Source organism: Psychromarinibacter sediminicola (assembly GCF_029168335.1).
In the GTDB taxonomy this organism is placed as follows: domain Bacteria; phylum Pseudomonadota; class Alphaproteobacteria; order Rhodobacterales; family Rhodobacteraceae; genus Psychromarinibacter; species Psychromarinibacter sediminicola.
In genome coordinates this window covers 1-13,492 of sequence record NZ_JARGYC010000027.1, presented here as the reverse complement: position 1 = coordinate 13,492, position 13,492 = coordinate 1, and the positions used below count along the sequence as shown (strand labels likewise).

10 protein-coding genes are annotated in these 13,492 nt (G+C 70.7%); 6 read left to right on the top strand and 4 right to left on the bottom strand.

Going from position 1 to position 13,492, the window contains the following annotated elements:
• Positions 1-180: 180 nt before the first annotated feature.
• The 5 genes from P1J78_RS11665 (at position 181) to P1J78_RS11645 (ending at position 6,117) form a co-directional block, all read left to right on the top strand.
• Positions 181-834 (top strand): tetratricopeptide repeat protein, encoded by a 654-nt coding sequence (locus P1J78_RS11665; RefSeq protein WP_275567535.1) that lies wholly within the window; start codon positions 181-183, stop codon positions 832-834.
• A 104-nt stretch (positions 835-938) separates the two neighbouring features.
• Complete coding sequence (locus P1J78_RS11660) at positions 939-2,258, top strand: PQQ-like beta-propeller repeat protein (protein ID WP_275567534.1); 1,320 nt, start codon at positions 939-941, stop codon at positions 2,256-2,258.
• Positions 2,259-2,415: 157 nt separating this feature from the next.
• Entirely contained in the window at positions 2,416-3,888 is a 1,473-nt protein-coding gene (gene der / locus P1J78_RS11655) for a ribosome biogenesis GTPase Der (RefSeq protein WP_275567533.1), read from the top strand.
• A 163-nt stretch (positions 3,889-4,051) separates the two neighbouring features.
• Positions 4,052-5,056: a fatty acid desaturase gene (locus tag P1J78_RS11650; RefSeq protein ID WP_275567532.1), complete on the top strand. Its 1,005-nt coding sequence runs from the start codon at positions 4,052-4,054 to the stop codon at positions 5,054-5,056.
• 56 nt (positions 5,057-5,112) lie between these two features.
• Positions 5,113-6,117, top strand: coding sequence for a fatty acid desaturase (locus P1J78_RS11645; RefSeq protein ID WP_275567531.1), 1,005 nt, complete (start codon positions 5,113-5,115; stop codon positions 6,115-6,117).
• A gap of 122 nt (positions 6,118-6,239) precedes the next feature.
• On the opposite strand, the gene P1J78_RS11640 is transcribed toward P1J78_RS11645, so the two are convergent.
• The 4 genes from P1J78_RS11640 to P1J78_RS11625 form a co-directional block, all read right to left on the bottom strand.
• The gene (locus P1J78_RS11640; RefSeq protein ID WP_275567530.1) at positions 6,240-6,959 is read right to left on the bottom strand and encodes a TspO/MBR family protein; all 720 of its coding nucleotides are present in this window, start codon (positions 6,957-6,959) and stop codon (positions 6,240-6,242) included.
• A complete protein-coding gene (gene serS, locus P1J78_RS11635) occupies positions 6,956-8,242 on the bottom strand; it encodes a serine--tRNA ligase (protein ID WP_275567529.1) in 1,287 nt (428 codons plus the stop codon). Before serS ends, P1J78_RS11640 begins: the two co-directional genes overlap by 4 nt.
• A 175-nt stretch (positions 8,243-8,417) precedes the next feature.
• Positions 8,418-9,500, bottom strand: coding sequence for an extracellular solute-binding protein (locus P1J78_RS11630; RefSeq protein ID WP_275567528.1), 1,083 nt, complete (start codon positions 9,498-9,500; stop codon positions 8,418-8,420).
• Positions 9,487-11,214 carry a chloride channel protein gene (locus P1J78_RS11625; protein ID WP_275567527.1) on the bottom strand — a complete coding sequence of 576 codons (1,728 nt, stop codon included), beginning with the start codon at positions 11,212-11,214 and terminating at the stop codon, positions 9,487-9,489. The genes P1J78_RS11630 and P1J78_RS11625 overlap by 14 nt, the downstream gene beginning before the upstream one ends.
• 318 nt (positions 11,215-11,532) lie before the next feature.
• Between P1J78_RS11625 and P1J78_RS11620 the strand changes: the two genes are divergently transcribed.
• Complete coding sequence (locus tag P1J78_RS11620; protein ID WP_275567526.1) at positions 11,533-13,461, top strand: elongation factor G; 1,929 nt, start codon at positions 11,533-11,535, stop codon at positions 13,459-13,461.
• Positions 13,462-13,492 lie beyond the last annotated feature (31 nt).

The following is a 13,492-nucleotide window of genomic DNA, read 5'->3' as shown; positions in this document are numbered from 1 at the left end:
GCAACCGGGCATGTTTATTACGCTAAACCGTTCGGTTCAGATTACTCTTTTCTGCAACGCGGCGCAAGGCGCCTTCAAAGCGCTGTGGGCCGGTGGGCGCAAGCGCCCCGCGCTGACCCCTTTGCACCGGCGCATACGGCGTGTAAAAGCGGCGCGAACCGGCAGGGGGGCGACAGGCGCGTGCACGACAGCGACAGTTTCATCGAAGAGGTCTCCGAGGCCGTCCGCCGCGACCGGCTGTTCGGCTATTTCAGAAAATACGGCTGGATCGCGCTGGTCGTCGTTCTGCTGATCGTCGGGGGCGCGGCCTGGCGCGAGTATTCCAAGGCGCAGCAGCGCGCCGAGGCGCAGGCCCAGGGCGACCGGATCCTCGCCGCGCTCGACGCCGAGGACGCCGCGGCCCGTCACGAGGCGCTGGCCGAGATCGAGACCGGCGACGGCGCGCAGGCCGTCGTCGAGATGCTCGCCGGGGCCGAGGCGCTGGCCGCCGGCGATCCGGCCGCGGCCGCCGAGGCGCTGCGCGCGGTCGAGGAGAATGCCGAGCTGGACCCGGTCTACCGGCAGATGGCCACGCTGAAGCGGGTCATGCTGATGACGTCCGAGATGCCGCCGCAGGAGCGAATCGATGCGCTCGCGCCGCTGACCACGCCGGGCGCCGCGTTCCGCGTGCTGGCGGAAGAGCAGATCGCCCTGGCCGAGATCGAGCAGGGTGACCGCGAAGCCGCGCTGTCCCGCCTGCGGTCGCTTGTCGAGGACACCGAGGCGACGGGGGCCTTGCGCCAAAGGGCAAATCGGTTGATCTTGGCGCTGGGTGGCGAGCCGGACGCGGCGTAACGCAAGCGCGGCGGCTGGGGGCGACGATCTTCGCCGGCCGAACGATAAACGGGGCCCGACCGAACGGGGCGCCCGGAGAATGCGAGGAGACGCGAGCCGTGCAGATGACCAGAACGATCGGGCTGGCCGCGGGACTGGGCGTCCTGCTGGCGGCCTGCGGCGAACGCGAGACGATCCTGCCGGGGGAACGGCTCGACATCCGGTCCGGGGCGACGGTGGGCGAGGCCGCGCAGTCCGAACCGGAGGCCCCGGTCGACCGCGCCTTCAGCGCGCCCGCGCCGGTCTCGGTCGCGTCCTGGACCCACCGGGCTGGCAATCCGTCGCACAGCATCCCGCATGCCGCGCTCTCGCCGCAGCCCAGCCGCATCTGGTCGGCCGATATCGGTGACGGCAACAGCCGCAAGCACCGCATCACCGCCGATCCCATCGTGGCCGCGGGCCGCGTCTTTACCCTGGACAGCCGGTCGATGGCCGCCGCCACCTCGACCTCGGGCGAAAGGCTCTGGACCCGCAGCCTGGTGCCGGAGAGCGACCGTGAGGGCGACGCCTCGGGCGGCGGCATCGCCTTCGGCGGCGGCAAGGTGTTCGTGACCACCGGCTTCGGCGAGGTCCACGCGCTCGATCCGGCCACCGGCGCCGAGATCTGGGTGCAGAATCTCGACGCCCCGGCCACGGCCAGCCCCACGGTCGTGGGCGGGCTGCTTTACGTCATTTCGCGCGACAACGTCGCCTGGGCCATCGACACCGCGACCGGCCGCGTGCGCTGGCGGGTGCAGGGCACGCCCTCGGTCTCGGGCATGATCGGCGGCGCCGGGCCGGCCGTCACCGACAAATACGCGATCTTCCCCTTCGCCAGCGGCGAGTTGATCGCCGCGCTGCGCCAGGGCGGCGTGCGCGTTTGGGGCGCGACCGTCTCGGGCGGGCGCAAGGGCGCGGCCTATGCCAACATCACCGACATCGTCGCCGATCCGGTCGTCTCGGACGGGGTGCTGTACACCGGCAACCAGTCCGGCCGTGCCGTGGCGCTCGACCTGGAATCGGGCGAGCGCATCTGGACCGCCGAGGACGGCGCCTACGGGCCGGTCTGGGTCGCGGGCGGGTCGGTCTTTCTGGTGTCCGACCAGGCGGAGCTGATCCGGCTCGACGCCGCGACGGGGCAGGTGATCTGGTCGCAGGAGCTGCCCTATTTCAAGGCGAACCGCGTCAAGCGCCGCAAGTCGATCTACGCCTATTTCGGCCCGGTCCTGGCCGGCGGCCAGCTCTGGGTCGCTTCCGACGACGGCAAGCTGCGCGCCTTCGACCCGGCCTCCGGCGCGCTGCGCCAGGCGATCGACATCCCCGGCGGCGCGGCGTCGAACATCTCGGTGGCCGGCGGCACGATGTATGTCGTCAGCGAGAACGGCCAGCTTCACGCTTTCCGTTGACCGCGTTTTCCTTTATGGAGCGAGCCTTCCGACCGCCGGGCAGCAGGATCTTCTAGAAGATCCTGCCCGCGCAAAATCTTCCAGAAGATTTTGCCGGGGCAGATTTTTCTAGAAAAATCTGGCTATTCCGGCGCGATGCTCAGAACTGGGGACGCAGATGTTCACCCTCGCCATCGTCGGCCGCCCCAATGTGGGCAAGTCGACGCTCTTCAACCGCCTCGTCGGCAAGCGCCTCGCCCTGGTCGACGACCAGCCCGGCGTCACCCGCGACCTGCGCGAGGGCGAGGCGCGGCTGGGCGATCTGCGCTTCACGGTGATCGACACGGCGGGGCTGGAGGACGCGCGCGACGACAGCCTGCCGGCGCGGATGCGGCGGCTGACCGAGCGCGCCGTCGAGATGGCCGATATCTGCCTGTTCGTCGTGGATGCCCGCGCCGGCATCCTGCCCGACGACCGCGTCTTCGCCGAGATCCTGCGCCGCAAGAACGCCCACGTGATCCTCGCCGCCAACAAGGCCGAGGGCACGGCGGCCGAGGCCGGCGTGCTGGAGGCGTGGGAGCTGGGCCTGGGCGAGCCGCTGCCCTTGTCGGCCGAACATGGCGAGGGGCTGGGCGACCTGTTCCATGTGCTGACGCCGCTGGCCGACGCCTACGCCGCCCGCGCCGCCGCCGAAGAACCCGAAGAGCCCGTCACCGACCTGACCGTCGATGCCGAGACCGACGCGGATCTTCCCGCCTACCGCGCGCCCACGCCGCAGCGCCCGCTGCAGGTCGCGGTCGTGGGCCGCCCCAATGCCGGCAAGTCCACCCTGATCAACGCGCTGATCGGCGAGGATCGCCTGCTGACCGGGCCGGAGGCCGGCATCACCCGCGACGCGATATCGGTCTCGTTCGACTGGGGCGGCACGCCGACCCGGATCTTCGACACCGCCGGGATGCGCAAGAAGGCCAGGGTGCAGGACAAGGTCGAAAAGCTCTCCGTCGCCGACGGGCTGCGCGCGGTGAAATTCGCCGAGGTGGTCGTGGTGCTGCTCGACGCCGCGATTCCCTTCGAACAGCAGGACCTGCGCATCGCCGACCTGGCCGAGCGCGAGGGCCGGGCGGTCGTCGTCGCCGTCAACAAATGGGACGCCGAGACCGACCGGCAGGGCAAGCTGCGCGACCTGAAGGAGGCGTTCGAACGCCTGCTGCCGCAGCTGCGCGGCGCGCCGCTGGTGACGGTCTCGGCGCTGACGGGGCGCGGGCTCGACCGGCTGCAGGACGCCGTCGTCAAGGCGCACGAGGTCTGGAACCGCCGGGTGCCGACCGCCCGTCTCAACCGCTGGCTCGCCGACATGACCGCCGCCCATCCGCCGCCCGCGCCGGGCGGCCGCCGCATCCGGCTGCGCTACATGACCCAGGCCAAGACCCGGCCGCCGGGCTTCGTGGTGATGTGCTCGCATCCCGACAAGCTGCCGGCGAGCTACACGCGCTATCTGGTGAACGGGCTGCGCGACGACTTCGACATGCCGGGCACGCCGATCCGGCTGTGGATGCGCTCGCAGTCCGAGCAGAACCCCTACAAGGACCGCAAGAAATCCACGCCGTCGCGCCTGCGCAAGCATCTGGGCAAGAAGCCGCCGGGCGCCTGACGCGCCGGCGGCAAGCGCCTTGCAAGGCGCCTGCAGGCGGTTTTCGGGACCGCTTGCGCGTTGCGCCCGGCCCACAGCGGCGCGCGGCGCGCGGCCGGCCGCTATACATCCCGTCCCGCGTCCGCCTAGGATTCCGCAAGGGAGACAGAGGACGGCCGGACAGGTGACGCCCAGGGAACGCACCCGCGCCTACACGGCGCGCGACAACCGCATCGCCGCGGTGCAACTGGCCGCGACCCTGGCCGTCTATGCCGCCGGCCTGGCCGTCGCGATCCTGCTCGTGCGCGGCGACCGCTGGCTCGCCGCGCTGCCGGTGATGTTCGTGACCGGCATCGCCGCCGTCCGGCTCTACATGCTGCAGCACGACTGCGGCCACGGGTCGTTCTTCACCACGCGCCGCGCCAACGACATTGCCGGCACGCTCCTGTCGCCGCTGACGCTGACGCCGTACAAGGCGATCCGCTACAACCACAATCTGCATCACGCGCATATCGGAAACCTCGACCGCCGCGACTCCAGCGAGATCTACGTGATGACCCTGGCCGAGTACCGCGCCGCGCCTTGGTGGAAGCGCGCCGCCTACCGCGCCTATCGCAGCTTCGCGATGCTGTTCCTGATCGGGCCGACGCTGCTTTACGTCATCCGCTACCGCTGGCCGCGCAATGCCCGCAAGTCCGGGCTCGGCAACCTGATCGTTCACAACGCGCTGCTGGCCGGGCTTCTGGCCGCGCTGTGGCTTGGCTGGGGCTGGCCGGCGATCTGGGCCTGGCTGGGTTCTGTCATCCTCGGCGTGTCCTGCGGCGTCGTGATCCCCTACGTCCAGCACAATTTCGAGGATGTGGTCTGGACCCGGCCGGAACAGCTGCGCTTCGACCGGGCCGCGATCGAAGGCTCCGCCGTGCTGGATTTCGGCGCCCTCTTCGACATCTGCACCGCGAACATCGCCTATCACGACCTGCACCACCTGAACCCGCGGATTCCCTGCTACAACCTGAAACGCTGCCACCGCGATCTGGACGGCACGTTCCGCACGCGCCGCATCGGCTGGCGCGAGGCGGCGGGCTGCCTGCGCTGGAAACTCTGGGACGAAGAGGCCGGCCGCATGGTGCCGTTCCCGCCCCGCCGCGCCGCGGCGGCTGGACAAACGCGAGCGAATCCTAATTATTAGGCGCGCGCCATCGCCCGTTCCGGGCGACAGCTGAAGGCATCTCGATGGGGGGCGTCATGAGCGACTACGCATCGCCGGAACTGCGCAAGCACCTTCTGAAATACACCGGAAAGAACGACCTTCTGGCCGCCGCCAGCTATTTCGGGACCTTCGCGGTGTTCTTCACCACGCTCTACCTGGCGTTGACGCTGTTCGAGACCTCGGTCTGGCTGTCGCTGCCGTTCTGCGTCGTCACCGCCTTCGCCGGCGTGCGGCTCTACGTGCTGATGCACGACTGCGGTCACCATTCGCTGTTCTCCTCGAAGCGGGTGAACGACATCGCCGGCTACGTGCTCTCGCCCTTCGCGATGACGCCGTACCGGGCGATGCAGTACAACCACAACATGCACCACGCCTATCTCGGCAATCTCGAACACCGCGAGACCACCGAGATCTACACCATGACGCTGAGGGAGTGGAACGAGGCCGGTTTCTGGAAACGGCTCTACTACCGGCTCTACCGCAACCCCTTCGTGCTGATCCCGGTGGGCGCGATCTGGACCTATTTCTTCGCCTATCGCTGGCCGCAGAACACGCCGAAGATCGGCGTCGCGGGGGTGCTGCTGCACAACCTCGCCTTCGCGCTGTGGCTGTTCGCGATCTGGTATGTCTTCGACTGGCAGGGCCTGTTCGTCTTCCTCGGCATCTCGGCGCTGTCGGGGATGATCGGCGTCTTCCTCGTCTACCTGCAGCACAATTTCGAGGACACCTACTGGGACCGTAAGCCCGACCTCGACTTCCGCCGCGCCACGCTGCAGGGGTCGTCCTGTCTGAACCTGGGCCACTGGTGGGATATCGGCACCGGCAACATCGCCTATCACGACATCCATCACTTCATGCCCGCGATCCCCTCCTACCGGCTGCGCAAGTGCCATTTCGAGCTGCCGCCGGAGCTGGAGATGCCGCGCATCGAATGGCCCGAGGCGATCCGCTCGTTCAAGCTGAAGCTCTGGGACGAGGAGCAGGAGCGCCTGGTACCCTTCCCGAAGGAGCGGTCCGTCGCCGCCGTCCCGGCGGAATAGCCGCTGCCAGATTGAGCGCGACCGCGCGTTGTCTTTTCTGAAATCGGAGAGGCGACGCGCTGGCCGGCGGGCAGGGGAGGCTGCACGGTCTGCCCTCAGGACGCCACTTCGAAGGTCTGGGCTTACCTGTTTGGGCGCGGAGCGAGCAGCGACAGCGCCAGGATGAGAGCGGCGCCGAGCGCGGCGGCCAGCGCCAGCAGCAGGTTGGCGGAGAGGTTGGCGACTGTGATCCCGACCAGCCCCCAGGCCAACGGCAGCCCGTAATCCGGCGCCCGGCCCAGCCGCGTCAGCACCCCGGCCGCGGACAGCAGCGCCGCGATCAGCGCGATCCATGCCCAGGCCAGCGCCCCGGGCCCGATGCCCCAGCCGGCGCCGATCAGGGCCACCGACACCCAGGCGGCGGCGGTCAGCCAGCCCGCGTAGAGCGCCAGGGGCACCCGCGCCCACCATGTGTCGCGTCGGGGGGCCACGAACAGCGCCCAGAGCGCGGTGGCCAGCATCCCCCAGATCAGGACCGTGGCCATCAGGGGCGAGCGCAGCGCGATGGGGATCCAGGCCGCGCCCAGCACCAGCGAGATCGTCAGCGGTATGCGCGTGCGGTCCCAGTCCTCGGCGTCCGCGCGCTTGACCAGCCCAAAGCCCGCATGGACCAGCAGCCAGCCGTAGATCAGCGTCCAGATCGAAAAGGCGTAGCCCGCGGGCTGCACCGGCGGGTCGTCCTGCGGCACCGGGAACTGGCCCGGCTCGAACCCGCCGAAGCTGTTCGAGACGATCGGCGACATGACGAAGGCAATCGCCCCCGTCACCACCAGCACCGATTTCATCCGCGCAGTATCGCTCACGCCAACTCGCCTTTTGCCGTCACCTGTGTCTTCCCGCCAAGATAGGGGTGCAGCGCCTGAGGCAAGAGGACGGAGCCGTCTTCCTGCTGGCCGTTCTCCAGCACCGCGATCAGGCAGCGGCCCACCGCGACGCCGGAGCCGTTCAGCGTGTGGACGAAGTCCGGCTTGCCGCCCTCGGGCCGGAACCGGGCGTTCATCCGCCGCGCCTGGAACGCGCCGCAGACCGAGACCGAGCTGATCTCGCGATAGGTGTCCTGGCCGGGCAGCCAGACCTCGATGTCATGCGTCTTGCGCGCGCCGAAGCCCATGTCTCCGGTACACAGCACGATGGTCCGGTAGGGCAGGCCCAGGCGTTCCAGGATGTCCTCGGCGCAGCGGGTCATCCGGGCGTGCTCGTCCAGCGCGGCGTCGGGATGGGTGATCGACACCATCTCGACCTTCTCGAACTGGTGCTGGCGCAGCATGCCCGAGGTGTCCTTGCCCGCGCTGCCCGCCTCCGACCGGAAGCACAGCGAATGGGCGGTCAGGCGGATCGGCAGCTCGGCCGCGTCGAGGATCGTCTCGCGGACGGTGTTGGTCAGGGTGACCTCGGAGGTCGGGATCAGCCACCAGCCCTCGCGGGTCTGATAGCTGTCCTCGGCGAATTTGGGCAGCTGGCCGGTGCCGACCATCGCCTCGTCGCGGACCAGCACGGGGGCGTTGGTCTCGGTCAGGCCGTTCTCGGTGGTATGGACGTCCAGCATGAACTGCGCCAGCGCCCGGTGGAGCCGGGCCATGGCGCCGCGCATCACCACGAAGCGCGAGCCGGAGAGCTTGGCGGCGGTCTCGAAGTCGAGGCCCTGCGCGCAGGCGAGCTGGTAGTGCTCCTTCGGCTCGAAATCGAAAGCCCGCGGCTCGCCCCAGCGGCGGATCTCGACATTGTCGTCCTCGTCGGCGCCGTCGGGGACGTCGTCGAGGGGCAGGTTCGGCAGGCCCATCAGGAGCTCTGCGAGCTTCGCGTCGCCCTGGCGGGCCTCGTCCTCCAGCGCGGCGATCTCGTCCTTCTTGGCGGCGACCAGGGCGCGGAGGCGTTCGAACTCGGCCTCGTCGCCGCTGGCCTTGGCCTTGCCGACCTCCTTGGAGGCGGCGTTGCGCTCGGCCTGGGCGGTCTCGGCCTTCTGGATCGCCTCGCGGCGGGCGGCGTCGACGGCGAGGATCTCGGGCGAGGCCGCGGCCACGCCCAGCCGGGCGAGGGCGGCGTCGAAGGCGTCGGGATTCTCGCGGATGAAACGGATGTCGTGCATGGCTCCGGCCTCGGATCGGGTGACGGCGGGGGTTATGGACGATTCCGGGGGGATGTGGAACCGGGAAAGTGTCCAAGGTTGGACGCCTAGTCAAGTCTCTGATTTCAATGGCGATACCGCTAACAGGATCCTTGGACGTCCACGCGGCACGGCACGGGATCGGCCGCGCCGCCGCCTAGCGGTCGCCGTCCAGCCAGCTTTCGAACCGGCGGGTCCGCAACTCCTCGGTATTGGCGTACCACAGGCTGTCGCGCACCAGCGCCCGCGCGCCGTGGCCCGGCGCGTTGGGCAGGAAGACGCGCATCGGCGCGCCGGTCTCGGGATTCTGGCCGATGCGCTCGAAGGCGGAGCGGCGGGCGGGCCCGTAGGGGATGCGCTCGGCGAGGCGGGCCATCGCGTCGGGGCCGAGGGCGTGGGCGAGAAAGGCGCGCGCGGCCTCCGGCGCATCGGTCGAGGCGGCGATGGCCCAGACCTCGATGCCGATGATGCGGCCGTCCCAGACGATGTTGATCGGCGCGGCCTGCGACCGGGCGGCATCGAAGAACCGGCCGTTGAAGCCCGCCGCCATCACCGCGCGGCCGTCGGCCAGCATCGCGGCGGGCTCGGCCGGATCGGTCCACCAGACGATGTCGTCGCGGATCGCGTCCAGCCGCCGCATGGCCAGCCGCAGGCCCCGGTCGGTGCTGAGCAGGCCATAGACCTGTTCCGGCGGCACGCCCTCGGCCAGCAACGCCCATTCGAGGATGCCGTCGGGGCCGCGCTGCACCGCGCGCTTGCCGGGGAAGCGGTCGGTGTCGAAGAAATCGCCGATCCGGCTGGGCTTCACGCCGGGAAAGGCGCGCTCGTCATAGGCCATCACCCGGGCATAGACGTTCTGCGGGATGGCGCAGCGGGTCGGGCCGGCCGGCGCGAAATCCGCCAGCGCCGCGCGGCCGAGCAGGGCGGCGGCGTCGATCTCCTGCAGCAGCCCGGCGGCGCAGGCGACGCGGGCCTGGTCGGAGAGCATGTCGATCACGTCCCAGCCTTCGGCTGCGGCGCGCCGCGCGATGGCGGCGGCGGTGCCGTCGTATTGCACCACCTCGGTCGCGATGCCGGTCTCGGCCTCGAACGGCGCGATCACGGCGCGGCGCTGGGCCGCCTCGTAGCTGCCGCCCCAGCTGACCACCGTGAGGTCCGCCGCCGCCGCGGGGAGCGCCTGGGCAAGGAGAAGGACGAGGACGAGGGGGAGGGCGAGGCGCAGAAGGCTAAAGCGACGCATTCTCTTCCTTTCTCAGCCGTTCGGATTCGTCCAGCCAGGCGGCGACGACATCGGCCTCGGACACCACGCCGAGGAGGCGGCCGCTGGCGCTGTCGACCACCGGGACGGCATCGCCGACGAAGCCGCGCAGCCGCTCCATCGCCCCCGCGACGTCGGTCGTCTCGTCGAAGGTCAGGGTCGGCGGGCGCGCGGCGTCGCCGACCGTGGCCGCCGGCGCCCCGGGGGTGAAGACGCCGGCGAAGCGCCCGTCGGGGCCGGCGACGAAAGCCTGCCGCCAACCCTGCCGCGACAGCCGGTCGGCGACCGCGTCCGGCGCCTCGCCCGTCTCGGCGACGACCGCGTCGTCGCGGACAAGGTCCAGCACGCGCAGCGCGGCGAGGCGGGCCCATTCGCGGCCGAGCGACAGATCGACCCCGCGCCCGGCGAGCTGGACGTCGAACAGCGACCGCCCGAAGAGGCGGTGCGAGACGAGGTTGGCGAAGACCACGGCGACCATGGCCGCGATGGTCACGTCGTAGCTGCGCGTCAGCTCGAACACGATCAGCACGCAGGTCAGCGGCGCGCCGATCACCGAGCTGGCGAAGGCCATCATGCCGCAGATCGCGTAGACCGCCACGCCTGAGGTCGCCACGCCCGCGACGCCCGTGGCCAAGGTCCAGAACAGCGCCCCCATCAGGCTGCCGATCAGCAGCGCCGGGCTGAACACGCCGCCAGAGAAACCGGCCCCGATGCAGAGCGCCGTCAGGACGATCTTGGCGGCGACCAGCACGACCAGCTCCGCCATGCCGAAGGCGCCCTCGATGGTGGTAAAGCGCAGCGTCTCGGCCCCGATGCCCAGCACGTCCGGCAGCGCCAGCGCGGTCGTGCCCACGGCGAGCCCGGCCAGCGCGGGGCGCAGTTCGGGCCGCGCGACGGCGAGGGCGAGCCGCGGCCCGGTGGCCAGCAGCAGCCGCATGAAGCCCACCGCCGCCAGCGCCACGAGGATGCCGAGCACGGCGAACAGCACGAATTCGTGCCCGCGGGAGACGCCGGCGAACTGGATCAGGAACAGCGCGGGGCGGTCGAAGATGACGTTGGCGATGACATAGCCGGTGGCCGAGGCGACCGCGACGGGCGCGAAGGCCTGCGTCGCGTAGTGGCGCAGCACCACCTCATGGGCAAAGACCAGCCCGGCGATGGGCGCGTTGAAGGCCGTCGAGATCGCCGCGGCGACGCCGCAGCTGACGGCGATGGCCGCGAGGTTCGGCACGCCCAGGCGCAGCCGCCGCGCGACGCCGCCGATCATCGCGCCCAGATAGACCATCGGCCCGTACTGGCCGACCGACGCCCCGACGCCCAGCGACAGCGCCGCCGTCGCGGTCGAGACCAGGCCGCTGCGGGCCGGGGGCAGGGCCGCGCGGAACTGCACCGCGCGGATCACGTCGGGCGGGCCCAGCGGCCGGCCGTCGGGCGACAGGTGCCGGTGCGCCAGGCCGACGAGCAGGCCGCCGATCGTGGGCACCAGCAGGGTCGCGGCGGTGACGATTCCGGCCTGCCGCTCCCACTGGACCCGGGCGCGGGGGTCGACGAGCAGCAGGCTGTTGAGGGCGGAGACGATCTCGACCAGCGCGATGGCGGCGAAGGCGGCGAGCGTGCCGATCGCGAGCGCCGCGCCGGTGAGGACCAGCATGCGCAGGGCCGGACCGGCCGTCGCGTTTTCCCGGCTGCGTCGCATGGAGGGCAGTGTTACGGCTCCGGCGCGCGAAGACAAGCCGCGCGCGGCGCGGCCGTGGCGGCATCGGCCCTGGCCCGAGAGCGCGCGCGGCGCGGCGGCATCGGGGCCGGTCTCCGGGGCCGCGGCGGCGCGGCCCGGCCCCCCGAATTCCCTTGACCCTACAGCGCCTTGCGCCGACCATACCGGACACGCCCCCCGCGGGCGATGCGGCGGCACATCCGCACACCTCCGGGCCGGCTGGGGCAGCGACGCAGGCACATTCCGTTCGGGCAGGACGCCTTCGCGCGGCCATGCCAACGAAACGGAAGGAGGACAATCATGCGTTGCTTCACGGTTCTCGGACCATCGCAGTCCGGAAAAACGACCCTCACCCAGGCGCTCGGCGCGCTCGACGGCCGCGCCGATCAGAGCAGCTTCTCCGACCGCTTCACGCTGACCACGTTCGCGTATCTGGGCGAGCCCTGGGGCGCCTTCGACATCGCCGGCGGCACCGACAACCTGGGCGCCGCGGGGCACGCGCTGGCCGCCTGCGACCATGCTGTCGTCGTCGTGTCTCCCGACCCCGAGCAGGCGCCGCAGGCCGCCCCCTACCTGCGGCTGATCGAGGAGGCCGGGGTGCCCGCCACGCTCTTCGTCAACCACATGGACGGGTTCGAGGGCCGGGTCCGCGACACCGTGGCCGCGCTGCAGCACTATGCCGCCCACCTTCTCGTCCTGCGGCAGGTGCCGATCCGCGAGGGCGGCGAGATCACCGGCGCCGTCGACCTGATCTCGGAACGCGCCTGGGAGTACCACGAGGGCAAGCCCTCCTCGCTCGTGGAGATGCCCGAGGCGATGAAGGACCGCGAGCAGGAGGCGCGCACCGAGCTTCTGGAGCATATCGCCGATTTCAACGACGACCTGCTGGAACAGCTGATCGAGGACCGGGTGCCGGCGCCGGAGAACGTCTTCTCGATGGTCGCCGAGATGCACAAGAACAACCAGATCATCCCCGTCTTCCTGGGCGCGGCCGCGCATCGCAACGGGCTGACCCGGCTGATGAAGGATCTGCGCCACGAGACCGCCGGGCCGGAGGCCGTGGCCGCGCGGCTGGGCGTGGCGCCGCATGCCGTCGTCGGGGTCTATGCCGACAACCGCAAGCATGTGGGCAAGTCGGTGCTGCTGCGCGACCTGGGCGGCGGGCTGGCGCAGGGCAAGTCGCTGGGCGGCGACACGCTGGGCGCGCTGAACGGGGCGGACGGCAAGCCCGCGGCGGCGGTCGAGCCCGGCGGGCTGGGCGTGGCGGTGAAGTCCGATCACCTGACCCCGGGCTGCGTCTATGTCGGCGACCAGGCGGTGGAGGTGCCCGGCTGGGCCTTCGGGCCGCCGCCGGTGTTCCGCCGCGTGCTGACGCCGGTGTCGGAGCGCGACGACGCGCGGCTGTCGGCGGCGCTGACCAAGATCGCGGCGATCGACCCGGGGATGACCCTGGGCCAGGACGAGGATAGCGGGCATCTGCTGGTTTGCCTGCAGGGCATGATGCATCTGCGCCGGCTGAAGCAGATGCTGACGGCCGATTTCGACATCGAGGTGAACGACGCGGTGCCCGCCGGCAGCTATCGCGAGACGATCTCGAAGAGCACCGACAAGCATTATCGCCACCGCAAGCAGTCGGGCGGGGCAGGGCAGTTCGCCGACATCCAGATCACCGTCAAGCCGCAGCCGCGCGGCGCCGGTTTCGTCTTTGACGAGGTGGTCAAGGGCGGGGCGGTGCCGCGCAACTATATCCCCGCGGTGCAGGCGGGCTGCGAAGAGGCGTGCCGCACCGGGCCGCTGGGCTTCCGGGTGATCGACGTGGGCGTGACGCTGACCGACGGCAAGGCGCATTCGGTGGATTCGTCGGACTTCGCCTTCCGCACGGCCGGGATGATGGGCATGCGCGAGGCGCTGGCCGAAAGCGGGCCGGTGCTGCTGCAGCCGATCGACCAGGTCGATATACACCTGCCGTCGGTCTATACCGGCGCGCTGGTGGGGGAGATCTCATCGCTCAAGGGGCAGGTTCTGGGCTTCGACCCGCATCCGACGGCCAAGGGCTGGGACGTGTTCCGCGCGCTGATCCCGTCGCCGGCGCAGGACGCGCTGGCGCAGTCGCTGGGCGGGCTGACCCACGGGACCGCCTGGTACGAGAGCCGGTTCGACCACTACGAGGAAATCCACGGCCGCGAGGCGGAGAAGGTGCGCGCCGACCGGGCCGACGCCATGGCCTGAGCCCCATGCGCCGTCGCGCGGCCCCCGAACG